Genomic DNA, 21,002 nt, shown 5'->3' on the forward strand with positions numbered 1-21,002 from the left:
GCATGGCGGCAGTGGCGCAACGCTGGCTCGCGCCGATGCTGCACCCGGCGCATGTCGATGACCCGGGCATCATGAGCCCATTGCTGGCGATGGTCGAACGCATGAGTTTCGATACGCTGTCAGGCCAGATCAAGGCGTTGCTGGAGCGACCGGCTGCTGGCGAGCATTTGCGCACGATTCAATGTCCAGTGTTGATCGGGGTGGGTCGAGAGGATGCCTGGAGTTCGCTTGCGCAGCATCAGGTGATGGCCCAGCAAGTACCTCATGCGCGGTTGGTGATTTTTGAACGCTGCGGCCACATGGCCCCTTTTGAGGCACCGGAGGCTGTCAATGCGGCCTTGCGGGTTTGGCTACAAGACTAGCTTCAAGACTAGCTTCGAAGTGCTTCGGGGCAGGTTACTGTCCGAACGAACGATATTGTTTAGGGCGATATCGCCCTTGAGAGAGTTGGGATGAACGAAGCCGAATTGATGAATGAGATGCGGATTGAGCATGCCTGCACTCGCCTGATCAAACGTTTTGCATTACTTAACGATGCGGGGGACTACGAGAACCTGGCTTATGCATCGGCAGCGCAAGGGGAGGCCCCAATGGCATCCCCGCCCCATCTGATTGGCACCTTCAGGGATAAACTGCGTCTGGTCAAAGGCCATTGGCTGTTCAGTGAGCGCCTCGGTCAGGTAGACCTGGAGATCGCCGGGTAGCTGTGTAAACCCATCACGTATTTCCCATTTGGAGCGCACTACCGGTTTTCCTGACAAGCCTTCACAAAGGCGCCCCCTGCTAAGCCGGTGTAGGCTCATGCAGAGGGCGCTATGGGTCAACGGTCGAGCACCAGGCAGGCGCTGCGCGAGCGAGAGCAGCAGGGCGTGAACTGATCGTTGCGTGCACGCTCTTGTGCAGTCAGGAAACTCTCAAGGTGTTCCGGCTCGCCATCTATCTCGCCGGTAAAACAGGTGCCGCAGATACCCTGTTCACAGGCAAGGGGCACGCACACTCCGGCGTCCTCCAGCACTTCAGAGACGCTGCGATCAGCTGGCACCTGCAGAGTCATGCCGCTGTGGGCCAAACGTACTGCGGCGCGTTGTGCATCATTTGTTCTTGCGAGCGGGCGCAATTGTCGGTTGTGCGTTCTGCCTCGAGCAGCCGGTCGATGACGCGCCGCGACTGCACGCAACATTTGGTTGAGGGCGCCACACCGCCAGAACCCCATATTTTGCCTATCACATGCGATAAGCCGTGATTATTCCACCTGAGGAAATGTTTGCAGGCGTGGTATGTTATCGCCATAATTAGTACGTAATTACATGTTACATAACACAGTACAAAATCGTAGGAGCAAGCATGGCCCGGGGCGGTATCAACAAGGTGGTAGTGCAGCAGGCGCGTCAGGCGCTGATTGCCCGGGGGGAGAACCCCAGCATCGATGCCATACGTATCGAGCTGGGCAATACCGGCTCCAAAACCACGATTCACCGTTACCTGAAGGAGTTGAACGGCCAGCAGCCGGTGGCTTCTGAAGGCGGTGTGGCGCTCAGTGATGTGTTGAGCCGCCTGGTCGGGCAATTGGCAACGCAGTTACAGGACGAGGCCGACCTGAAGATCGAGCAGGCCGAGAGCACGTTCACGCAACAGCGGGAAAAACTTGAGGCGCAGCTTGAAATTGCCCAGCAAGCCCTGGCTGCAGCGCATCAGCAACACAAGATCGATGCAGCGGCCTTGGCCGCCGAGACAGAAAAACTGCTGTCCACACAAAGCACGCTGCAGGCCGAACAGCTACGCAGTGCCAGCCTCAACCAGTCGCTGGGTGAATTGCAGGTGCGCCTGGCTGACAAGGACGAACAGGTCAAGTCGCTGGAAGACAAGCACCGCCATGCCCGTGATGCGCTGGAACACTATCGCAATGCCAGCCGTGAACAGCGCGAGCAGGAACAGCGCCGCCATGAAGCGCAGTTGCAGCAGATGCAGGTGGAAGTGCGGCAGCTGCAACAGGGCATGATCGTCAAACAGGACGAGCTCACCCGCCTGCACCGGGACAACGAGCGGTTGCTGGGTGAGCACCGCCAGGCTGCCAGTGAGTGCCGGGCGCAGGAAGAGTTGCTGGAACAACGCGATGCGCAGATTCAGGGCTTGCGCACGATTCTGGCCCAGGCCCAGGGCGCCAGTGAGGAAATGCGCCGGCAGCTGGATGTGCAAGCGCAGAGCCTGGAGCACAGGCGCGATGTGTGCGCTGAACAGGCGCGGCAGTTGCAGCGGTATGAGGAGCAGCTGAAGGAGCGTGATCAGGCGCTGGCGCAATGTCGCGCGCAACTGGCTCCCGCTGCAGATTAATCAAACTTTCTGTGGCTGGCGCGTTCTTCCTTTGACACTCACGGGAGAAAACGCCATGCAGCCATCTGAGCCAGAACGCAAAGAAGGGCCTCACTCGACGGAGCAGGCCGACAAACCGGACGATCTTGGTTTCGACCCTGATTCCCCGGATCTTGACGACCCGCAGGTGGATCCGCAAGGGCCGGCCAAGGCGCCTGGAGACATCGAAAAGAACACGTGAGGGTGTTGGCCCGCCCACTCAAACAGAGCCCCTACTAGCTCAATGAGCTAGCAGGGGCTCCATGAGAGCGGCCTTTTGGCCCGACGGGCGGGTATTCAGGATTCGGCTTGTCGCGCGGCTTCGACACCCGCTGCCGACAGCTTGATCGGGTAGTGCACGCTGACCTGCTGGTCACTGCCCACGACCACGCTGCCGTCGTGAATCAAGCCGGCCTCCTGCAGCGTCTTCAGTACGTCAGCCACCGCCTTCTCACCGCGGTAGTTGTCCAGCACTTCCTTTCCCAGCCCTTGGGGATGCGAATGCAGCAGGCGGGTAAGGACTTCTGTTTTCAGTGCATCGTTGCTCATGGAGGGCCTCACTTGGCGTGCTTGGCCTGAAGCGCCTTGGCATGCTCCAGGTGCTGTTCGAGTTTTGGCAGGGTTTCGCTGGCGAAGGCCTTCAGCTCGGCCTTGTCGGACGATGCAGCCTCTTTCTTGAACAGTTCGACCGCTTTTTCGTGAGCATCAACCTGGTTGTTGATGTACGACTTGTCGAATGATTCATCACGCCATTCCAGGATCATCTTCTTGACCTTGTCGGTCATGGCCGCGTCATCCGGAACGGAAATATCCAGCTTGCGGGCGATGTCGCCGAGCTTCTGGTTCGCCTGGGTGTGGTCAGTGACCATTTGCTGGGCGAATGTCTTTATCTCGTCATTCTGGCTTTTTTCCTTAGCCAGGTTGCCGGTGACCACTTCGGCGATGCCGGCCTCGGTGGCCGCATCGACGAAGTCATCGGAGCTCGCCGCCAGTGCGTGCGCCGATGCCAGGCCCAACACCATGGAGAAACCAACGCGCTTGATGAAGAGATTGCTCATGCTTCACTCCTTAAACCGTGGGGCGACCTCAGTGTCGCGTACGGTTGAGGGTGAGAGTGAGGCAAAGGTTTAATTTTTTTCGCCACCGGTTTCGACCGCACCACGCGCCAACGCAGTGAAAACCGGCGAACACGGTATGGCCGTGCGCTCTGCACCCCAACGGTCAATGGGTCATGCAAAGACGCATGGCACAGCGCCCCTTCAGGCCCTGAGCGTGCTCACTGGCCAGCATGCGCAGGAGTCGTTCGCCCAGCCGCTCCTCATCGATCACCTCAAACCCGAACCGTGCATAAAACGGCGCATTCCAGGGCACATCGACAAAGGTGGTCAACGTCAGCTCGCGGACATCTGCGCAACGCGCTACATCGATGATCTGCTGCAGCAATCGGCTACCGACGCCTTGCCCTTGGGCATCCTGACGCACCGATATTTCATGAAGGTGCAATGCCTGGCCCGCACGCCGCACGCACGCAAACCCCACAATCTGCCCGGTCGGGTTTTCAGCAACCCAGCTACCACCGCCCGCGGCGAAAGCCCTGTGCGCGGCGCAATCCATCACATCAGCTTGGGCGAGCCAGGCCAGCGCTGGCCAGCCAGCAAAAGCCTGGGCTGCCGAACGCTCCACGTCCGGCAGGTATTGAATATCGTGCTCAAGGGTAGGGCGGATAAGCATGAAGCACTCCTGTCGTGCTAGTCGGCCGCCAACACGTGCGGCTGTAATTGCCAGCGCACCGAGCTGACGCCTTTTTCCAGGCTGACCCGGCTGACCAGCCGCTCCAGTTGAGCCGGTGCCTGTGCGGTACCCAGCAGCTCGGCGCGCACTTCCAGGCGTGCAGGGCTGTCCAGGTCTGCGCTTTGCAGCGACTGTAACCGCAGCTGCGGATCACCCAGGCTATGCAGCATCAGGCTGCGCACCTGGATTTCGTCCTCGGCGCGGCAGACGATGCGCACCTCGAAGTGTTGCTCCACCTCGCTGGCAGGCACTACGTCTTGACGGTCCAGGCGCTGGGCGATGTCCCGCAAGAGGATATTGGCGCACAGCACCACCAGGCTGCCCAGTGCCGCCTCCAGCACCAGCCCAAGGCTGCACAGCACACCGACCGCAGCCGTGCACCACAAGGTAGCCGCCGTGTTCAGGCCGCGCACGTTAAAGCCATCGCGCATGATCACGCCACCACCGAGAAAGCCGATGCCCGACACTACATAGGCGGCAACGCGCGAGGCATCGGCAGGCGCCATGCCTGGCACTGCCTGGGTCATCAGCACGAACAGACAGGCACCCGTACTCACCAGCGCATTGGTGCGCAGCCCGGTCAGGCGTTGACGCAATTGCCGTTCGGCACCGATCAGTGCCCCCAGCAGCAGGGCAATGCTGACGCGCAGCAAAAATACTTTCCAATCCATAGCAAACCTCTTCCGCGGGCACACACCCGCATGAACGCCATCTGTTGGCGTGGTTGAAAAACCAGAAAAATGCGCAGGACCACGAGGAGAGGAGGAGAAGCGGGGTTAAAGGAAACCACCGTCTTGCCAGGGCGGCCAGACAGTGCAGGACACTGCCGGGCTAGCGCACCACGTGGGCCTGTCGCAAGCGACTGGGGCTACTGTCCAAGGCAGGTCTCCTGTTGAGCAAAGCAAAATTGCGCTGCGGACCATACGCCGCGTGGCAGAGCAGGTCAAGGGCGAAAACATGACAATGGCTTCATGGGTGAATGGTTTGCAACGGTCATCCCTGCATGGAAAAAAACCTGGGTTGACGGTACCCTTGCGCCTCCCGTTGCCATCACCCGGACTGTTTCATGCTGTTCAATCTCGCCGTATTGTTCGGCACCTTGGTGGCCATGGAGGGCGTTGGCACGCTGGCTCACAAGTACATCATGCATGGCTGGGGCTGGTGGCTGCACCGCTCGCACCATGAGCCACACTTGGGCATGCTCGAGACCAACGACCTGTACCTGCTGGCGTTGGGGCTCATCGCCACGGGGTTGGTCGCCTTGGGCAAGGCTGGTTATGCACCCTTGCAATGGGTTGGCGGCGGCGTGGCAGGGTACGGCATGTTGTATGTCCTGGCCCATGACGGGTTCTTTCACCGGCATTGGCCGCGCAAACCACGGCCGGTCAACCGCTACCTCAAGCGACTGTATCGTGCGCACCGTTTGCACCATGCAGTGAAAGGGCGCACCGGGAGTGTGTCGTTCGGTTTTTTTTATGCGCCGCCTTTGAAAGTGTTGAAGCAGCAATTGCGCAGCAAGCGCAGCCAGCAGTGACAACCTGGATTTGCCTCTTGTGGGAGCGGGCGTGTCCCGCGAACACCGGCAAAGCCGGTGCCATACACCGCGTTGCCTGCTTCGCGGGACAAGCCCGCTCCCATACCAGTCACTGCTTCAATTCACTGTTTCCCCTTTGGGCGCTGCCGCCACGTGCCCGCGGCTGACCCACCAGCCAAAACCTGCCGCCGTGAAGAACATGATCAGGCTGTACAGCGCCGCGGGCACCGCCATGGTTGCGTTGTTCAGCAATGAAGGGCTGAGCGCCAAGGCAATCGCCAGCGTGCCGTTGTGAATGCCGATTTCCATGCCAATGGCAATTGCCTGCCGCTTGGGAATGTTCAACAGGCGCGGCACCCAGTAGCCCACGGCCAGGCTAAGCAGGTTGAACAGCAGGGCAGCCAGGCCCACCACCGGCGCGTACTCGACCACGGTCTGCCAGTCCTTGGCCAGCGCCAGGACAATGGTAAAGGCCAGGAACAGCGCCGCCACCAGTTTCATCGGTTTCTGCATGCGTGCGGCAAAACCAGGGGCGTAACGGCGGATCAGCATACCCAGTGCGACCGGCAACAGGACAATGGCAAATACCTGCAAGACCTTGGCAAATTGCAGTGGAATGGCCTGGTCCGAGGCCATGAACCAGCTCAGCGACAGGTTCACCAGCAACGGCATGGTCAGAATCGCGATTAGCGAGTTCACCGCCGTGAGCGTGATGTTCAGCGCCACATCGCCATGGGCCAGGTGGCTGAACAGGTTGGCCGTGGTGCCGCCCGGCGAAGCTGCCAGCAGCATCAGCCCCACCGCCAGGGCCGACTCCAGGCCAAAGCCATTGGCGATCAGGAAGCACACCAGTGGCAACAGCAAGATCTGGCAGGCCAGGCCTACCACCACCGGTTTGGGGTATTTCACCACGCGCGCGAAATCGGCCAGGGTCAGCGACAGCCCAAGGCCGAGCATGATGATGCCCAACGCGAGCGGCAGGAAGGCGGTTAACAGGGGCGAGGCGGTCATGAGCGGTCTCTCGGGCGAAGGGCCTCGAGGAGTGTAGGCTGGCGTTGATTGATAGCTAATTGCAAAGGGCCAGCTCTTGGTAACCGTTTGTTACCAACCGCAGCGATCAGCGAGGCTCCATGCCGCATTGCAGCGGGCCTGCAGGCGCAGTAGCATTCCGCTTTTGTCCGAGGATTAGCCTGTCATGCCGTTCCAGAAAGGGCTGCTTGCCACCCCGGTGCCGGCCCATGCCCGTCACCTGTTTTTCACCCTGCAGTCGCCCGAGGCGTTGCCTGCCGCTCTGGATGCCTTGCTGCAACAGGTCGATGGCGACCAACTGATCCTGGGGGTCGGCGCCCCGCTGGCCAAGGCCCTGGGCCGTGCAGTGCCAGGCCTGCGTGCTTTTCCGGTGCTGGACGCTGCTGTGGAGAACCCGAGCACCCAACATGCCCTGTGGCTGTGGCTGCGTGGTAACGAGCGCGGCGACCTGCTGCTGCGGGCCCAGGCCCTGGAACATCTATTGGCCCCGGCCCTGCGCCTGGCCGACAGTGTCGATGGCTTCCTGCACCGCGGCGGCCATGACCTGACAGGCTACGAAGACGGCACCGAGAACCCGGTGGACGAAGACGCCGTACAGGCGGCCATTGCTGCCGATGGTTCCAGCTTTGCCGCGTTCCAGCTGTGGAAACACGACCTGGAGTACTTCAAGTCGCTGCCCCAGGCTGACCAGGACAACATCATGGGCCGCCGGCTGAGCGATAACGAAGAGCTGGACGATGCCCCCGAGTCCGCACACGTCAAGCGCACCGCCCAGGAAAGCTTTGCGCCGGAGGCGTTCATGGTCCGTCGCTCGGTAGCCTGGGCTGACCCGCGTGGCGCCGGCTTGGCCTTCGTTGCCCTGGGCCACAGCTTCGATGCGTTCGAAGTGCAGTTGCGGCGCATGAGCGGCCTGGAGGACGGTATCATCGACGGTCTGTACCGCTTCAGCCGGCCACTGACGGGCGGCTATTACTGGTGCCCGCCCATGGGCGAGACGGGTGTGGACCTGAGCCAGCTGCTACGAGCCTGATCACTTAACATCCAGATACAGAAACACCTGCCGGCCCGGTATGGAGCGGCTAGCCTTGAAAGTTTCCGCTTCATGACGGGAGCTTTCCATGTACGCACGTCGTGACGTCCTACGCGCAGGTGCCACGCTGGGGTTGCTGGCCGCCGCCAGCCCCTGGCTGCACGCCGCCGCCCCGGCGGGCTTGCTGACGCGCAAAATACCGTCCACCGGTGAAGCGTTGCCGGTGATTGGTGCCGGTACCTCCGGCAGTTTCGAAGTAGAAACCGGCTCGGCCCAGTATCAGCAATTGAAAGCGGTACTCAAGGCGTTTTTCGAAGGGGGCGGCCGGGTAATCGACACCTCGCCCAACTATGGCGGTGCCGACAGCATTCTTGGCCAGTTGCTGGAAGAGGGCGGCTGGCACCGGCAGTGCTTTATTGCCACCAAGATCGCCGCCGACAGCCGGGCCGACGCCGAAGCGCAATGGGCCGGCAGCCTGAGGAGCCTGCGTACCGACAAAGTCGATCTGCTGCAAATCCACAACCTGCGTGACTGGCAGACCCAACTGCCCTATGCGCGCGAACTGAAGCAGCAAGGCCTGACCCGTTATGTCGGCATCACTCATTATCTGAATAGTGGCCATGACGACGTTGCCCGAATCGTGCGCAGCGAGCCGCTGGACTTCATCCAGATCAACTACTCCGTCAATGCCCCCGACGCCGCCCGCGAACTGCTGCCGCTGTGCCAGGACAGGGGCGTTGCGGTGCTGATCAACCGTGCCTTCGACGATGGCCGCCTGTTTGCCAAGGTCAAGGACCAGGCCTTGCCGGGCTGGGCCAGCGAAGCGGGCATCGGCAGTTGGGCGCAGTTGTTTCTCAAATTCGCCATCAGCCACCCGGCAGTGACCACGGTCATCCCCGCCACCGGCCGGCCTGATCGCCAGCTCGACCAGCTCAAGGCCGGGCATGAACCCATGCTCACCCAGGCGCAGCAACAGGCGCTGATCCAGCAGTTTGCCTGACATCATGCAAGCCTGGCGGCGGCGCCTTGTCCAAGGGCTGAACATGCAGCCCGGCGAGGGGCCGGCGGTAATCGCCGGCTTGCTGCTGTTCTACCTGCTGTTCACCGGTTACTTCATGCTGCGCCCGGTGCGCGAAACCATGGGTGTTGCGGGCGGCGTGGACAACCTGCAATGGCTGTTCACCGGCACCTTCATCGCCACCTTGGCGTGCCTGCCGCTGTTCGGCTGGCTGGCATCAAGGGTGCAACGCCGGCATATCCTGCCTTGGACCTACGGTTTCTTTGCCAGCAACCTGTTGATGTTCGCGGCACTGTTTGCCGGTAATTCGGACAATCTTTGGACAGCCAGGGCCTTTTACGTCTGGTTATCGGTGTTCAATTTGCTGACCATCTCGCTGGCCTGGAGCGTGCTCGCTGACCTGTTTTCCACCGCACAAGGCAAGCGGCTGTTCGGCCTGCTGGCAGCCGGGGCCAGCTTGGGCGGGCTAAGCGGCCCCATTCTCGGCACCTTGCTTGTCGCACCGTTGGGCCATTGCGGGCTGCTGATACTGGCGGCAGCGCTTTTGCTAGGCAGTATGGGTGCGGCCCTGTTCCTGCAACGCTGGCGAGTGCGCCACCCACTACCGCAACAGGCCGAGTCCCCGGGCTCGCGCCCCTTGGGTGGCAACCCGTTTACCGGCGCTACCGCCGTGCTGCGTTCGCCCTATCTGCTAGGCATTGCTCTGTTCGTGGTGTTGCTGGCCAGCGTCAGCACCTTCCTGTACTTCGAGCAGGCGCGCATCGTCAGCGAAACCTTCACCGACCGCACCCGGCAAACCCAGGTATTCGGCCTGATCGACACCGTGGTGCAGGCCCTGGCAATCCTCACCCAGGTATTGCTGACCGGGCGCCTGGCCCGGCGCTTGGGCGTCGGGGTGTTGCTGGTAGCTGTACCGCTGGTGATGGCAGCAGGGTTCCTGTGGCTGGCACTGGCACCGGTGTTCGCGGTATTCGTGGTGGTAATGGTAGTGCGCCGCGCCGGCGAATACGCGTTGGTGCGGCCAGGGCGGGAGATGCTGTTCACCGTGCTGTCCGCCGAGGACAAGTACAAAGCCAAGAATTTTATCGATACCGTGATCTACCGTGGCGGCGATGCCCTGAGCGGCTGGCTCAAGCGCGCGCTGGACGTGATGGGCGAGCACCCACAGCTGGCGATGCTGATCGGCGCAATCATTGCCGTGGGCTGGGCCGTGACGGGGGGCTGGCTGGGTCGGCAGCAGGCCCGCATGGATAACCCGCCGCACGACTGACAGGGGCGCCAAATATGGCATTGCCGCTTATTTAACGCCACCGGTCCGAACCCTTCGCAATAAAACGAATCCCCGCATATCGCCGAACTCCGAACTTGTGTACGGCAGCCTGCCGTGCATTTCGAAGTCATACGAGGTTTGAAGACCATGGCCACTAAAGACAACAGCCGTACCGGCAATCAAACAGGCAGCCAGGGCGGTAACAAAAACCCAGGCAACTTCGCCAACGACCGCGAAAAAGCGTCCGAAGCCGGGCGCAAAGGCGGGCAGTCCTCGGGCAGCCACACGCCCAGCGATCGCGAGTCGGGCCGCAAGGGCGGCCGTTCGTAAATGACCGACTTGCAGTGCCGGGACTGCCTGGCACTGCAATCAACCAGAGGGGGAGGCCCCATGCGACTGACTCCACTCATCATCCTGATGGGCTCGCTGACGATGCTCGGCGGCTGTTTCGACCGCGACAACGATCACCCTGGCAAGGATGGCGACCTCAGCAAGCCATCGCTGCAGATGCAACAACCCGACAGTAAACCGGCACCGCAGCCCGCGCCCGACCCTGAGCCGATGCCTGGTCAGAAACCGAGCCAGTAAGGCGCAATAAGGAGCACGGCATGAGGGTGATGAACCGCGACAACGCTTTAGCTTCGTCAATGGTCGCTGGGCGGTCCAGCCTGCAACAGCGCTATGAGGCAATGCTGGCCGGCGAAGATGACCCCAGCGCCCTGTGGCTCGACGAGCAACTTGCACGTGCTGAACGCTTGCCGGATGACCTGCCAGACTCACCTTCGGATTTGCCTGCCTGGAGCGCCAGGTGTGCTGCCGATGTCGCCGCCGGCTACGCCGACTACCTGGAACAGCGCCGGCAAGGCGCTCCACGCCGTTTCTTTGTCAATCGCGCTCACGCGCTGTGGTTTCTGCAGCAGGTCGCCCCGACCAAAGCGGTGGACGGTGCGTGGCTGCACGGCACGCTGTGCCACTGGCGCGACCCACGTTTTCACGGGTTGATCCGAACTTACCTGGAAGAGCTCGGCAACGGCGACCCGCGTAGTAACCATGTGTTGATCTATCAGCGCCTGCTGGGCCGCCTCGGGTGTGTCGAGGCAATGCCGCTTGACGAAGCACGCTACTTACAGGGTTGCCTGCAACTGGCCTTGGGGCACTGTTGCGACACCCACCTGCCTGAGGTCATTGGTTACAACCTCGGCTATGAACAACCGCCGCTGCACTTGCTGATTACCACCAGCGAACTGGCAGAACTGGGCATCGACGGCCACTACTTCCAGTTGCATGTGACGATTGACAATGCTGCCAGTGGCCACGCTCAACTATCGCTGCAGGCGCTGCGCCAGCTCTGCCCTCAGCATGACCAAAAGTCGTTCTACGCGAGGGTTCGCAACGGTTATCGCCTGAACGAGCTAGGTACTGCTGCGGCTGACCTTATCCGCCAGTTCGACCTGCAGGATGAATTGTTCGCCGCCTTGGAGCGCAAACGGGTTTATGGCCAATTCATGCATGCCGACCGTTGCCGCCTTGAACAGCGCACCGTCAACCAATGGCTGGCCACCCCTGGCGCCATGCCCGCGTTCGTTGCCGCGCTACAGGCCCAAGGCTGGATTCAGCGAGGCCAAGACCCGGCCCAGAGCCGCTGGTGGAAGCTGATCGAAGGGCCTGCAGCGGCAATGTTCGGCGTATTCAACAGTTATGAGAAACAACTGTGGCACGACTGGATTGCCGACACCTGGCGCCCCCCGATCCGCCGTGTAGCACCCGGTAGCTGGGGCCTGCCCGAATCCCCGGACGAAGCACACAGCGAAATGTCGGGTGACCGACCCGCAACGTTGATCGAGCGCATGGCCGGCAACCGCCACGCCACACCCGAGGGCCTGGCGGCGACCCGGGCATACATTCGCACCACCGGGCTGCTTCAGGAGGAACCCCGCTGATGAGGCTGACCGCCAGACAGTTCGAAGCCGATCAGGCATTGCTGCAGCTGGGCCAGCGGCTACGCGCCGACGGCTACCGATTTACCAGTGTGACACCTGCGACTCACACCCGCGTCAACGCCCGTGAGGGTTCCGGGCAGGCCAGCAACCTGCGCGACGTGTTCGGCTGGAGTCGGCCCTTCGCCCCGGGCCTGCTATCAACGGATGAATTGCAGTTGCTCGAACGCGCCCAGGTGCTGGTCCCGAAGGGCGACTTACTCGGCAGCTCAGTGCGCTGGTCCAGCCTGGACGACCTGCTGCTGGTGCATTCGGCGTTCCCCACCGATGGCAGCGATGCGGTGTTCTTCGGCCCGGACAGCTACCGCTTTGCCCAGGTCATTCACGAGCACCTGCAGCATAACCCCATGCCGGTGGAGCACGCAGTCGATATCGGCTGTGGCAGCGGGGTGGGCGCGTTGCTGATCGCGCGTGCGGCCCAGCATGCCCAGGTCAGCGCCGTCGACATCAACCCCTTGGCGTTGCGCTACGCCACGATCAACGCGGCGCTGGCGGGGGTGAGCAATGTGTCCGTAGTGGCCAGCGACCTGCTGGACGCCCTTACCGGTACGTTCGACCTGATTGTCGCCAACCCGCCGTACATGCTCGACCGTAGCGCCCGCACCTACCGCCACGGCGGCGGCGCCCTGGGCGCCGAACTGTCGCTGCGCATCGTTGAACAAGGATGCGAACGCCTGAGCCGCCACGGTACCTTGCTGCTCTACACCGGCGTAGCCATTGTCGATGGCCGCGATGCGTTGCTCGAAGCCATCCGCCTGCGCCTCGCAGGGCCACAATGGGCCTGGGTGTACCGGGAGATCGACCCTGACGTGTTTGGCGAGCAACTGGCCGAGCCGGGCTATGAGCAAGTCGAACGGATCGCCGCCGTGGCGCTCACCGTAACCCGTCATCGCTGAAGCAATATGGCCCGGGCCTGCACATTCGGCATCGAGGAAGAATACCTGCTGGTAAGGCTGGGCTCGGGACAGGTCCCGGCAGCACCATCGTCTGCGGTAATCGGGCGTTGCCGCGAAGCGCTGGGCCAATATTTTGTGCAGGAAATGTTCCGCAGCCAGATTGAGTTGGCCTCGCCGGTGTTCACCCACCTTCATGAAGCCCATGAGTTCTTCCAACTGCGGCGGCAGCGGCTGAGTCTTGCGCTGGCAGAGGAGGGGATGGGGTTGTACGGCGCGGCGAGCCACCCAAGCACCGCCTGGCTGCGGCAGAAGGCCGCTGCCCCGGCACATTACCAGCAACTGTTCGATGACTACCGGCATGTAGCCCAGCGAAGCCTGCTCAATGGGCTGCACGTGCACGTTGGGGTTCCGCCAGGTTGTGACCGCATGCAACTGATCAACCGCTTGCTGATCTGGCTGCCGTTATTACTGGTGCTGAGCACCTCATCGCCTATGTGGGCGGGTCAGCAGACCGGCTACATGAGCTATCGCCGAGTGATTTGCGGGGAATGGCCGCACATGGGTTTGCCCGAAGCCTTGCCGGACTGGGCTGCCTATGAACGCTACCGCGCCTTGTTGCAGCGGACCGGTGCATTGGCTGCGGATGGCGACTTCTGGTGGGCCATTCGGCCTTCGCGGCGCTTCCCGACGGTGGAGTTGCGTATCTGCGATGGTTGCCCGCGACTGGAAGATACCCTGTGCATCGCCGCGCTGTTTCGCCATTTGGTAGAGCACAAGGTTACCGGTCGCCATGACCTGTTGCCCTGCAACCGTGAGCTTCGCTGGATCGCTCAGGAGAACTACTGGCGCGCCATGCGCTATGGGCGTCATGCACGGTTCATTGGTATGCACGAACAACAGCCAGTCACGGCTGAGGGCTGGCTTGGTCAGTTGCAGGCGCTGGTGCCGGTCGACAGCGTAGATGCCGAGCGTGCTTGCCAGCATGCACGGCACCTGCTGCGCGAGGGCACTCATGCCGACCAGCAGTTGCACTGCCTGACACAGGCTATCGCGAGCGGGGTCGGCAAGGCACAGGCGCTGCAAGCGGTGGTGGCCGCCGGGACTTGCAATTAGCCGGGGTTGGCCGACAATGGCCGCGCCCCTTGCAGCCACGCGGAAACACCTGCTCCATGATGCTGATCAAGCAATTCCCCGACATTTCCCTGGATGACACGCTGTTCGTCTTTGCCCTCGAGGCCGAGGCGGGAGAAGTCTTCACCGAGGTGAACACCGTGTTCACCGGCATTGGCAAAGTCAATGCGGCCATTGCACTGACCAAGGCGATTGCAACCCGCAGGCCCAGACTTGTCGTCAACCTTGGATCGGCTGGCAGCCAGCGTCACGGCAAAGGCCAGGTGGTGTGCTGCAACCGTTTCGTACAACGTGACATGGACGTCACACCGCTGGGCTTTGCCCGATACGAGACACCCTTGTCGGATATCCCGGTAGTCCTGGAGCATGGCGCAGCAATCCCCGGGCTACCGTTGGAAACCTGTGGCAGCGGTGACAGTTTCGAGATCAACCATGGCGACGCGCCTTATGACGTGGTCGACATGGAAGCCTATGTGCTGGCGTTGATCGCACGCGGTGAAGGCATTCCGTTTGTGTGCCTGAAATACATTTCCGATGATGCCGGCAGCGATGCAGCAGGGGATTGGGCGGTGCAGGTTCACCTGGCGGCCGAGGCGTTCAAGCGGGTGCTGTTCAGCCAGGTGTGACCAAGCCTCATCACACCTGCGCCTGCAAACCCGCCAGGTAGTCACCAAACCCTTCTCGGGCGCGGCTGTCGAGGCGGCTGCTGGTGGCCACGCTGTGCCTGGCGGTCCAGACAATCTGCGCGCCGCTGGCCTGAAGGTCGCTGACCAGCTGCACATCTTCATGCGCCGCGAGGGGCTGGAAGCCACCCACGCGTTGATAGGCAGCGGCGCACACACCCAGGTTCGCGCCGTGCACATGGCGATGGCCTTCGCGCGCTTCATAGCGGCTCTGGTACAGCTTGCGCAGGGCAGCTTTCTGCCAGGGCTGCCAATACTCGACATGCACGGTACCGCACACCACCTCGGCGCTGCAGGCCAGCTGCGACACCAGCCAGTGCGACGGCACCTGGCTATCGGCATCGGTGCACGCCAGCCACTGCGCACCACGCTCGACCATGTGCGCTGCGCCCACCCGGCGCGCCATGCCGACATTACCGGCATCCACCTCCAAAACCCGCACACCGAAGCGCCGCGCCACCGCGCCACTACCGTCGCTGCAACGGTCCAGCACCACCAGCACGTCTACCCGGTGCCCCGCCTGTTGCGCTTGCATGGCAGCGACCAACACCGCCCGCAGGCAGCGCCCAAGGCGGCGGGCTTCGTTGTGCGCCGGAATGACCACGGCAATCATGGGCAGGTCTCGTCCAGGTCAACCACGCTGGGCTGGCAGGACCAGTATTCCAGTACGAAGTCTGCCTCTTCATGCCGGAACTGGTGATGCAGAGGCAGGTGCTGGGCCAGCATGCGATGCACTTCCCGTCCATCCTGTGGGCAACCCACGATGGGGTGTTTCCAGTGACAGGCGAGCAGGGCGCCGTCGTAGGTCAGGCTGGCCACCGATTGCTCGATGACCTGCAGCCAGTCTGTAGGATCGAGGTAGTAACCGACTTCGCTGAGCACGATCAGGTCGAAGCGCCCGCCCGGCCAGTCCGCTGGTAGCCGGGCCATTTCCACCGAGGCGTTGGGCACATCGACGAGGCGTTCGCGGGCCAGGCCTACGGCCGTTGGATCAAGGTCCTGGCACAGCAAGTCGGCGCAGCGATCGGCCAGCAACGCACTGAGCTCACCATTGGCACAGGCTGGCTCGAATACGCGCTGATAGCACTGGCGGGGCAGGCTGGCCATTACCAGCTCGCGTTTGCGCTTCTCGTACCAGCGGGTGCGAAAAGCCCAAGGGTCTTCATTGGTGGCGTACAGCTCGGCGAAATATTGCGGATCCAGGCTCATGACAGCTCCATTCACAGGAACACCAGTTCGAAAGGTTGCAGCAGACATTCCATCAAGCGGGGTGGCAGCACCGGCGGCTGCTCGGCGTCCGGCTCCAGCTGGCTGACGTGGGCAGCCAAGGCCTTGCGCTTGCGGGCCAGGCGGCTTTCATCGAGCTGCAGGCGGTGCGCACGCGGCCATGGCAGGCGCGGGTCATCGGGCTCGGCCCAGTGCCACGCCCACACCGGCACCTCTGCCAATTGCACCCCGCGGGCGGCCGCCGCGTGTGCCGCAGCTCGGCCTACGGCCTCGTGATCGCAGTGCCCATCATTACGCCAGGTGGCCATCAACAGGTCATCTGGCCGCAGCAACTGGGTGAGGTGACTGACCAGGAATGCCTCTTCGCGCGGTAACTGGCCGTCCTTCAGGTGCAGCCTGCGCCAGTCCAGATGGGTAAGGTCCAGGTCCAGCTGCAGCAGGGCCTGGCGGCTCTCTTGCGGCCGCTGTCGACGCAAACGGTGCTCGGTCCAGTGGCTGGAGCCGGGGTGGCTGCCTTCACCGTCGGTGGCGGAAATCAGCACCAGTTCATCCTCGCGTCCCTTGAAACCCGCCAGCAGACCACCTGCCATGAGGATTTCGTCATCCGGATGCGGCGCGATCAACACCAGCCGGCGCCCAGGTGGGCACAGCTGCATTGGATCGAGCCATGTAGCGCGGGCAAGATGCGCACCTTGCTGCCAGGCTGCCCAAGGCGTGCCGTTGGCGGACTGAATAAGGTTCTGGCTCATAGCTGCCACACCCCGGCCGGTAGTTGGGTGAGCAGATGGCCCAGCACCGCCAGATCGCGCTCGGCATGGCTCTGGCGCATGAATACCGGTAGGTCAGCGCACAGCCGGGCAAAATGGCTGCTGCGGCAGAATGGCGTGGCTCCCAGCGCTCGCCCAACGTGGCTGATCACGCGTTCCACGGCGTGTTCCACCTGGGCACGCGTGCGGCGCACTTCGAAGCTGGCATCTGCGCCAGGTTGCCGGTCGATCCAGGCCGCACATTCGCGCAGCGCCGCGCGGGCACCGTACAACGCAGCATCCACTGCCCCCAGGTGCGCATCGGCATGGGGGTCGGGGCGGGGCTTGCGGCAATGTTCGCGCAGGTAGTCTGCCAGTGCCTCGGCCGCGCCGTACCAGCAGGCAGCGATGCCCGCACCGCCATGCCAAAAGCCAGGGCGTGCCAGGTATTGGCCCGGCGTGCCGATGAGCGTGCCGGGGGTGTCGTTGAATGTCACCTCGACGCTGGCAGTTGTGGCCATGCCGACTGCTTGCCAATGTTCGATGCACAGCCCCTGGTTCGGCTGTGAAAGCTCGATCGCCACCAGTTGCGGCTGGTCCGCCTCATCCCAGGCAGTGATCAGCGCCCGGTCGATCTGCAAGGCCCCTGAACACCAGGCCTTGCGGCCTTGCAGGCGCACCTGGTCACCTTGGCGCGCCGTCACCTGCGCACGTGCATCGGGCGGCTCAGCGGCCCACACGCCCCAGATGCCGTCTACGGCGTGGTGGGCGGCGCCGCATTCAGCAAGGATGGCCAGGGCATCGGTGTGGCCTTCATAGAGCTTGGCCAGCGCCAGGTCGCAACCGGCCACACGGGCCAGGGTCTGCCAGCGGCGCAGTGTGTTGCCTTGGCCCGGCAATGGCAACAGGTCGAGATGGTCGGCGTGCAGCGCCTGGATCAGCTGCGGCAGTTGCGTATCGAGGTTAAGGGGTTGCTGGCGCTCGCCAAAGGTACGTAACAGGCGGTCGAGGGTGGTCAGGTTGAAGTCCTGAACGATGCTCATCATTGTGTCTCCAGGTTCATGTCCAATCGCCGTTGCCCCATCATTTCAGCCCCAGTTGCTTGCGCATGTGTGCGGTGATGGACTGGCGTACCTTGCCCATCTCCGCCCATGGGTCATCAACTTCTGCCAGCCGCTCGTGCAGGTTGGCAATGTTCCATTGGTTGGCAGCCTTGATGTGCGCCAGTTCCTCGCGCCAGATCGGTACCGACACAGGTAACCCCTCACGGGCACGCAAGGAGTAGGCACAGGCTGTGGTGGCGCCCTTGCCGTTGCGCAGATAGTCGATGAAGATCCGCCCCACGCGGTTTTTCGGCCCCGACACTGCACTGAGGCGATCCGGGAACAGCTTGGCCAGGTAATCGACGATGGCGTGGCTAAAGTCCTTGACCTCGTCCCAGCCCGACCGCCGGGTCAAGGGCACGACAAGGTGAATACCCTTGCCGCCACTGGTTTTCAGGAACACCTTCAGGCCCAGTTCGTCGAGCAGGGTGAGGGTGAGCTGGGTGGCCTCCAGCATGGCCTTCCAGGGCAGCGCGGGGTCGGGGTCCAGGTCAAGTACGAAGCGGTCCGGTTTGTCGAAGTCCTTGTCCGTGGCGTTCCAGGTGTGCAGTTCGAGCATGTTCATCTGCACAGCACCTAGCAGGGTGTCCGGGCGGTTGATGACCATCGCCGCCTGGCCGGCCTCGGCCTTTTCATAGCTGATGACGTTAGGTATGTGCAGCTGGCCTGCGTTTTTCTGGAAGAACAGCTCCCCGGCCAGGCCGTCCGGGGCGCGCACCAGCGCTACCGGGCGTTGCTTGAGCTGGGGCAGGATCCACTGGCTGACGCTGGCGTAATACTCGGCGACCTCGCGCTTGGTCACGCCGGTGGTGGCGTCGATCACCCGGTCGGGGTGGGTCAGGCGCAGTTCACCCAGGTTTTCAGGCGCCTTCGCCTGCTTGTTGCGTTTGGGCACGGTCTGGGTGGGCATGGCGCGCTCCAGGTCGATGGCGGTGGCCGCCTTGTCATCGCGCAGGCCATGGAACACCGAGTGGCGCACGATGCCGTCTCGGGTCATCTGGGCATAGGCGACTTCGGCCAACAATTGCGGTTGCAGCCAGTGCACACCGCGCGCTTCGGCACCGGTAGGCGGCTTGGCCAACGCTGGCTTGGCGATTTGCAGGGGTTTGAGCCGAGCATGGATGCTGGCCAGGGTCGCCGTGCTGAAGCCGGTGCCAACCTTGCCGGCGTAGCGCAACTGACCGCTGTCGTCGTCATGCAGGGCCAGCAACAGGGCCCCGAAGCCGCTGCGGCTACCTTTGGGGTCGGTATAACCGACTACCACGAACTCCTGGCGTTGCTTGCACTTGAGCTTGACCCAGTCCGGGCTGCGACGGCCGCTGTACGGGCTGTCGGCACGCTTGCCGATCAAACCCTCCAGCTCAAGCCGGCAGGCGCTGTCGAGCAAAGATTGCACGGGCTCGTCGAAGTCGGCAGAGAACTTGAGTACACCGGACTCATCGCGCTCAAGCAGTTGGCGCAAGGTGTCGCGCCGGCCCTGCAGCGCTACCTGGCGCAGGTCCTGGCCACCGAGGAACGGAAGGTCGAACAGGTAGTAGGTAATGGCGTCATCGTGCTCGGTGTCGAAGGCGTTCTGCAACGCCTGGAAATCGGCTGCGCCATTTTCGTCAGCCACCACCATTTCACCATCGAGCCAGGCTGCATCGAGGCCCAGCTCGCGCAGTGCGGCGATCTGGCGGGGCATCTTGCTACTCCAGTCATGGCCGTTGCGGGTGAACAGGCGGATGTCATCACCCTCGATACGGGCCAGAATCCGGTAACCGTCGAATTTGACCTCGTAGCGCCAGTCCCCGCTGGGGGGCGAGTCGACCAAGGTTGCCAACTGCGGACTCAGCTGTGCAGGCAGGGGCACCTTCGGGCCTTTGACGGTGCGCTTGCGGCTGGCGCGCGGTGCGGCGGCTTTTTTCGCAGCGGCTTTGCGCGGTACCAGGGTGCGGTCGCTAAGCACGCTATCGGGCTGAGCCTGCACGACGCTGTAGTCGGCCTCGCTGCGGGCCTGTTCATCGTGCGATTTCACCAGCATCCATTGCTCTTTCTTGCCATCCAGGCGGGTGCGAAACAGGTTCCACACACCGCTGAGCTTTTCGCCTTGCAGGCGGAAACGCAGCTTGCCTTTGGCGTAGGCTTCATGCGCATCGCCTTCGGGCTCCCATACACCGCGATCCCAGACAATCACATCACCTGCACCATAGTGGCCTTCGGGGATATGCCCCTCGAAGTCGGCGTAATCCAGCGGGTGGTCCTCGACGTGCACGGCCAAGCGGCGCACTTTGGGGTCGAGCGACGGGCCTTTGGGGATCGCCCAGCTTTTCAGGGTGCCATCCAGCTCCAGGCGGAAGTCGTAGTGCAGGTGGCTGGCGTCATGTTTCTGGATGCAGAACTGCAGCGCCTGCACCCGCTTGCCACGGCTGCGCTTGCCGCTGGGCTCGGGCGTGGCATTGAAGTCGCGCTTGCGCGCATATTCCTGCAGGGGCTTGGCCATGGCGGTTTCCGGGCAGTTCGCAGTCTCTAAGGTGGGAGGCGCCGCGTAGGGTGGTAGTTCAAAAAACTCTGAATCTTCCACACGCAGGCGCAGTCGACTTAATGAAGCCGCCTGACGGAGAACGCACATGGCACGCACAGATGAACCAAAGCCGTATACCCCTCCAGAGATCGACGACACCGAAGACCGCATGGGCAGCGTCCGTGAGCTGGACTTTGATGACCGCCTTGACGAACGTGAAGGGCATGTGGGCGATGAGCGACCGGCCGATGAAGTCGCCCGGGAGTTTCCGCCTCGGCGCGTGGCCGAAAGCGGCATGACCGGCGGCGAGGCCCTGAGCGACAGCTTGCATGAGGACAATGTTACCTATGACGACTTGAGCCCGGACACGTTGCTGGATGAAACCGGTGCCCGTGACCCGCACGAACCGGGTGGTAGTGGCGGCCCGGCAGACCAGAGCCTGCGGCACGTGGACGCCGACGAGATCGGCGGTGGCATAGGCCTGGATGAGGCCGAACTGGCCCGATCAGCGCCGCTGGATGGTAAACCGTGGACTGATGACGTGATCGAAGACGAGGAGGGCAAGCCGTGAACGAACCCCGCTGTACCTGCGCGCACTGTTCCTGCACCTTGGATACGCTGGTATGTGAGCTGTTCTAACTGGCGATTGCTCAGTCCTTCGGGCTTAGGCTGTGGGAGCGGGCTTGTCCCGCGAA

25 protein-coding genes and 1 pseudogene are annotated in these 21,002 nt (G+C 62.7%); 15 read left to right on the forward strand and 11 right to left on the reverse strand.

Annotation, left to right across the window (positions count from 1 at the left end):
* Window positions 1–2 precede the first annotated feature (2 nt).
* Both J3A71_RS15380 and J3A71_RS15385 read left to right on the forward strand, forming a co-directional pair.
* A complete protein-coding gene (locus tag J3A71_RS15380; protein WP_209952999.1) occupies window positions 3–362 on the forward strand; it encodes an alpha/beta hydrolase in 360 nt (119 codons plus the stop codon).
* Between the two features lie 90 nt (window positions 363–452).
* On the forward strand, window positions 453–704 hold the full coding sequence (locus tag J3A71_RS15385) for a hypothetical protein (protein ID WP_016487196.1): 252 nt from the start codon (window positions 453–455) through the stop codon (window positions 702–704).
* A 116-nt stretch (window positions 705–820) separates the two neighbouring features.
* Here the strand turns inward: J3A71_RS15385 and J3A71_RS31455 are convergent.
* A pseudogene (locus J3A71_RS31455) lies at window positions 821–1,075 on the reverse strand (2Fe-2S iron-sulfur cluster binding domain-containing protein); the annotation flags it as partial.
* Window positions 1,076–1,344: 269 nt separating this feature from the next.
* Here J3A71_RS31455 and J3A71_RS15395 point away from each other — a divergent pair.
* Together J3A71_RS15395 and J3A71_RS15400 are read left to right on the forward strand one after the other, a co-directional pair.
* Window positions 1,345–2,331: a DNA-binding protein gene (locus J3A71_RS15395; RefSeq protein WP_060517806.1), complete on the forward strand. Its 987-nt coding sequence runs from the start codon at window positions 1,345–1,347 to the stop codon at window positions 2,329–2,331.
* A 55-nt stretch (window positions 2,332–2,386) separates the two neighbouring features.
* Window positions 2,387–2,551, forward strand: coding sequence for a DUF6021 family protein (locus J3A71_RS15400; protein WP_016487193.1), 165 nt, complete (start codon window positions 2,387–2,389; stop codon window positions 2,549–2,551).
* A gap of 95 nt (window positions 2,552–2,646) precedes the next feature.
* Here the strand turns inward: J3A71_RS15400 and J3A71_RS15405 are convergent, their stop codons facing one another.
* The 4 genes from J3A71_RS15405 to J3A71_RS15420 all read right to left on the reverse strand — a co-directional run bounded on the left by J3A71_RS15405 (window position 2,647) and on the right by J3A71_RS15420 (window position 4,811).
* Window positions 2,647–2,898 carry a hypothetical protein gene (locus J3A71_RS15405; RefSeq protein WP_023047394.1) on the reverse strand — a complete coding sequence of 84 codons (252 nt, stop codon included), beginning with the start codon at window positions 2,896–2,898 and terminating at the stop codon, window positions 2,647–2,649.
* Window positions 2,899–2,906: 8 nt separating this feature from the next.
* Entirely contained in the window at window positions 2,907–3,407 is a 501-nt protein-coding gene (locus J3A71_RS15410; RefSeq protein WP_023047393.1) for a DUF4142 domain-containing protein, read from the reverse strand.
* Window positions 3,408–3,570: 163 nt separating this feature from the next.
* Window positions 3,571–4,080 (reverse strand): GNAT family N-acetyltransferase, encoded by a 510-nt coding sequence (locus J3A71_RS15415; protein ID WP_016487190.1) that lies wholly within the window; start codon window positions 4,078–4,080, stop codon window positions 3,571–3,573.
* 17 nt (window positions 4,081–4,097) lie between these two features.
* Window positions 4,098–4,811 (reverse strand): MgtC/SapB family protein, encoded by a 714-nt coding sequence (locus J3A71_RS15420; RefSeq protein WP_023047391.1) that lies wholly within the window; start codon window positions 4,809–4,811, stop codon window positions 4,098–4,100.
* 395 nt (window positions 4,812–5,206) lie between these two features.
* On the opposite strand from J3A71_RS15420, the gene J3A71_RS15425 reads away from it, so the two are divergent.
* Window positions 5,207–5,674 (forward strand): sterol desaturase family protein, encoded by a 468-nt coding sequence (locus J3A71_RS15425; protein ID WP_023047390.1) that lies wholly within the window; start codon window positions 5,207–5,209, stop codon window positions 5,672–5,674.
* 117 nt (window positions 5,675–5,791) lie between these two features.
* Here the strand turns inward: J3A71_RS15425 and J3A71_RS15430 are convergent, their stop codons facing one another.
* Window positions 5,792–6,685 (reverse strand): bile acid:sodium symporter family protein, encoded by an 894-nt coding sequence (locus J3A71_RS15430; protein ID WP_016487187.1) that lies wholly within the window; start codon window positions 6,683–6,685, stop codon window positions 5,792–5,794.
* A gap of 184 nt (window positions 6,686–6,869) precedes the next feature.
* Between J3A71_RS15430 and J3A71_RS15435 the strand changes: the two genes are divergently transcribed.
* From J3A71_RS15435 to J3A71_RS15475, 9 genes are all read left to right on the forward strand, one after another.
* Complete coding sequence (locus tag J3A71_RS15435) at window positions 6,870–7,733, forward strand: Dyp-type peroxidase (RefSeq protein ID WP_016487186.1); 864 nt, start codon at window positions 6,870–6,872, stop codon at window positions 7,731–7,733.
* An 88-nt stretch (window positions 7,734–7,821) separates the two neighbouring features.
* Window positions 7,822–8,733 carry an aldo/keto reductase gene (locus tag J3A71_RS15440; RefSeq protein WP_096426080.1) on the forward strand — a complete coding sequence of 304 codons (912 nt, stop codon included), beginning with the start codon at window positions 7,822–7,824 and terminating at the stop codon, window positions 8,731–8,733.
* A 4-nt stretch (window positions 8,734–8,737) separates the two neighbouring features.
* Window positions 8,738–10,021 (forward strand): MFS transporter, encoded by a 1,284-nt coding sequence (locus tag J3A71_RS15445; protein WP_016487184.1) that lies wholly within the window; start codon window positions 8,738–8,740, stop codon window positions 10,019–10,021.
* Window positions 10,022–10,168: 147 nt separating this feature from the next.
* Window positions 10,169–10,351, forward strand: a complete 183-nt coding sequence (locus J3A71_RS15450) for a KGG domain-containing protein (protein ID WP_016487183.1) — start codon at window positions 10,169–10,171, stop codon at window positions 10,349–10,351.
* 60 nt (window positions 10,352–10,411) lie between these two features.
* Window positions 10,412–10,609 carry a hypothetical protein gene (locus J3A71_RS15455; RefSeq protein WP_016487182.1) on the forward strand — a complete coding sequence of 66 codons (198 nt, stop codon included), beginning with the start codon at window positions 10,412–10,414 and terminating at the stop codon, window positions 10,607–10,609.
* A gap of 20 nt (window positions 10,610–10,629) precedes the next feature.
* Window positions 10,630–11,961: an iron-containing redox enzyme family protein gene (locus tag J3A71_RS15460; RefSeq protein WP_060517800.1), complete on the forward strand. Its 1,332-nt coding sequence runs from the start codon at window positions 10,630–10,632 to the stop codon at window positions 11,959–11,961.
* On the forward strand, window positions 11,961–12,914 hold the full coding sequence (locus J3A71_RS15465) for a class I SAM-dependent methyltransferase (protein ID WP_060517798.1): 954 nt from the start codon (window positions 11,961–11,963) through the stop codon (window positions 12,912–12,914). The genes J3A71_RS15460 and J3A71_RS15465 overlap by 1 nt, the downstream gene beginning before the upstream one ends.
* Before the next feature lie 6 nt (window positions 12,915–12,920).
* Complete coding sequence (locus J3A71_RS15470) at window positions 12,921–14,027, forward strand: carboxylate-amine ligase (protein WP_096426079.1); 1,107 nt, start codon at window positions 12,921–12,923, stop codon at window positions 14,025–14,027.
* Window positions 14,028–14,083: 56 nt separating this feature from the next.
* A complete protein-coding gene (locus J3A71_RS15475) occupies window positions 14,084–14,671 on the forward strand; it encodes a nucleosidase (protein ID WP_016487178.1) in 588 nt (195 codons plus the stop codon).
* A gap of 10 nt (window positions 14,672–14,681) precedes the next feature.
* Here the strand turns inward: J3A71_RS15475 and J3A71_RS15480 are convergent, their stop codons facing one another.
* Genes J3A71_RS15480 through ligD form a run of 5 tightly spaced genes read right to left on the reverse strand, consistent with a single transcriptional unit; the run spans window position 14,682 to window position 20,286 of the window.
* Window positions 14,682–15,341, reverse strand: a complete 660-nt coding sequence (locus J3A71_RS15480) for a glycosyltransferase (RefSeq protein ID WP_016487177.1) — start codon at window positions 15,339–15,341, stop codon at window positions 14,682–14,684.
* Window positions 15,338–15,937, reverse strand: coding sequence for a class I SAM-dependent methyltransferase (locus J3A71_RS15485; protein ID WP_016487176.1), 600 nt, complete (start codon window positions 15,935–15,937; stop codon window positions 15,338–15,340). The genes J3A71_RS15480 and J3A71_RS15485 overlap by 4 nt, the downstream gene beginning before the upstream one ends.
* Window positions 15,938–15,948: 11 nt before the next feature.
* Window positions 15,949–16,704 carry a PIG-L family deacetylase gene (locus tag J3A71_RS15490; protein ID WP_016487175.1) on the reverse strand — a complete coding sequence of 252 codons (756 nt, stop codon included), beginning with the start codon at window positions 16,702–16,704 and terminating at the stop codon, window positions 15,949–15,951.
* Complete coding sequence (locus J3A71_RS15495) at window positions 16,701–17,744, reverse strand: acyl-CoA dehydrogenase family protein (protein ID WP_096426078.1); 1,044 nt, start codon at window positions 17,742–17,744, stop codon at window positions 16,701–16,703. The genes J3A71_RS15490 and J3A71_RS15495 overlap by 4 nt, the downstream gene beginning before the upstream one ends.
* 40 nt (window positions 17,745–17,784) lie before the next feature.
* Window positions 17,785–20,286 (reverse strand): DNA ligase D, encoded by a 2,502-nt coding sequence (gene ligD / locus J3A71_RS15500; protein WP_096426077.1) that lies wholly within the window; start codon window positions 20,284–20,286, stop codon window positions 17,785–17,787.
* A 127-nt stretch (window positions 20,287–20,413) separates the two neighbouring features.
* On the opposite strand from ligD, the gene J3A71_RS15505 reads away from it, so the two are divergent.
* Window positions 20,414–20,878, forward strand: coding sequence for a phosphotransferase system, HPr-related protein (locus J3A71_RS15505; RefSeq protein ID WP_096426076.1), 465 nt, complete (start codon window positions 20,414–20,416; stop codon window positions 20,876–20,878).
* The last annotated feature ends 124 nt before the right edge of the window (window positions 20,879–21,002 follow it).

This window comes from Pseudomonas sp. PvP089 (genome assembly GCF_017875165.1).
Classification (GTDB): domain Bacteria; phylum Pseudomonadota; class Gammaproteobacteria; order Pseudomonadales; family Pseudomonadaceae; genus Aquipseudomonas; species Aquipseudomonas fortuita.

What these genes read in the sequence shown, in the direction of transcription:
- J3A71_RS15380 (WP_209952999.1), top strand. Translation starts at nt 3, where the DNA reads ATGGCGGCAGTGGCGCAACGCTGGCTCGCGCCGATGCTGCACCCGGCG.
- J3A71_RS15385 (WP_016487196.1), top strand. Translation starts at nt 453, where the DNA reads ATGAACGAAGCCGAATTGATGAATGAGATGCGGATTGAGCATGCCTGC.
- J3A71_RS15395 (WP_060517806.1), top strand. Translation starts at nt 1,345, where the DNA reads ATGGCCCGGGGCGGTATCAACAAGGTGGTAGTGCAGCAGGCGCGTCAG.
- J3A71_RS15400 (WP_016487193.1), top strand. Translation starts at nt 2,387, where the DNA reads ATGCAGCCATCTGAGCCAGAACGCAAAGAAGGGCCTCACTCGACGGAG.
- J3A71_RS15405 (WP_023047394.1), bottom strand. Translation starts at nt 2,898, where the DNA reads ATGAGCAACGATGCACTGAAAACAGAAGTCCTTACCCGCCTGCTGCAT.
- J3A71_RS15410 (WP_023047393.1), bottom strand. Translation starts at nt 3,407, where the DNA reads ATGAGCAATCTCTTCATCAAGCGCGTTGGTTTCTCCATGGTGTTGGGC.
- J3A71_RS15415 (WP_016487190.1), bottom strand. Translation starts at nt 4,080, where the DNA reads ATGCTTATCCGCCCTACCCTTGAGCACGATATTCAATACCTGCCGGAC.
- J3A71_RS15420 (WP_023047391.1), bottom strand. Translation starts at nt 4,811, where the DNA reads ATGGATTGGAAAGTATTTTTGCTGCGCGTCAGCATTGCCCTGCTGCTG.
- J3A71_RS15425 (WP_023047390.1), top strand. Translation starts at nt 5,207, where the DNA reads ATGCTGTTCAATCTCGCCGTATTGTTCGGCACCTTGGTGGCCATGGAG.
- J3A71_RS15430 (WP_016487187.1), bottom strand. Translation starts at nt 6,685, where the DNA reads ATGACCGCCTCGCCCCTGTTAACCGCCTTCCTGCCGCTCGCGTTGGGC.
- J3A71_RS15435 (WP_016487186.1), top strand. Translation starts at nt 6,870, where the DNA reads ATGCCGTTCCAGAAAGGGCTGCTTGCCACCCCGGTGCCGGCCCATGCC.
- J3A71_RS15440 (WP_096426080.1), top strand. Translation starts at nt 7,822, where the DNA reads ATGTACGCACGTCGTGACGTCCTACGCGCAGGTGCCACGCTGGGGTTG.
- J3A71_RS15445 (WP_016487184.1), top strand. Translation starts at nt 8,738, where the DNA reads ATGCAAGCCTGGCGGCGGCGCCTTGTCCAAGGGCTGAACATGCAGCCC.
- J3A71_RS15450 (WP_016487183.1), top strand. Translation starts at nt 10,169, where the DNA reads ATGGCCACTAAAGACAACAGCCGTACCGGCAATCAAACAGGCAGCCAG.
- J3A71_RS15455 (WP_016487182.1), top strand. Translation starts at nt 10,412, where the DNA reads ATGCGACTGACTCCACTCATCATCCTGATGGGCTCGCTGACGATGCTC.
- J3A71_RS15460 (WP_060517800.1), top strand. Translation starts at nt 10,630, where the DNA reads ATGAGGGTGATGAACCGCGACAACGCTTTAGCTTCGTCAATGGTCGCT.
- J3A71_RS15465 (WP_060517798.1), top strand. Translation starts at nt 11,961, where the DNA reads ATGAGGCTGACCGCCAGACAGTTCGAAGCCGATCAGGCATTGCTGCAG.
- J3A71_RS15470 (WP_096426079.1), top strand. Translation starts at nt 12,921, where the DNA reads ATGGCCCGGGCCTGCACATTCGGCATCGAGGAAGAATACCTGCTGGTA.
- J3A71_RS15475 (WP_016487178.1), top strand. Translation starts at nt 14,084, where the DNA reads ATGATGCTGATCAAGCAATTCCCCGACATTTCCCTGGATGACACGCTG.
- J3A71_RS15480 (WP_016487177.1), bottom strand. Translation starts at nt 15,341, where the DNA reads ATGATTGCCGTGGTCATTCCGGCGCACAACGAAGCCCGCCGCCTTGGG.
- J3A71_RS15485 (WP_016487176.1), bottom strand. Translation starts at nt 15,937, where the DNA reads ATGAGCCTGGATCCGCAATATTTCGCCGAGCTGTACGCCACCAATGAA.
- J3A71_RS15490 (WP_016487175.1), bottom strand. Translation starts at nt 16,704, where the DNA reads ATGAGCCAGAACCTTATTCAGTCCGCCAACGGCACGCCTTGGGCAGCC.
- J3A71_RS15495 (WP_096426078.1), bottom strand. Translation starts at nt 17,744, where the DNA reads ATGAGCATCGTTCAGGACTTCAACCTGACCACCCTCGACCGCCTGTTA.
- ligD (WP_096426077.1), bottom strand. Translation starts at nt 20,286, where the DNA reads ATGGCCAAGCCCCTGCAGGAATATGCGCGCAAGCGCGACTTCAATGCC.
- J3A71_RS15505 (WP_096426076.1), top strand. Translation starts at nt 20,414, where the DNA reads ATGGCACGCACAGATGAACCAAAGCCGTATACCCCTCCAGAGATCGAC.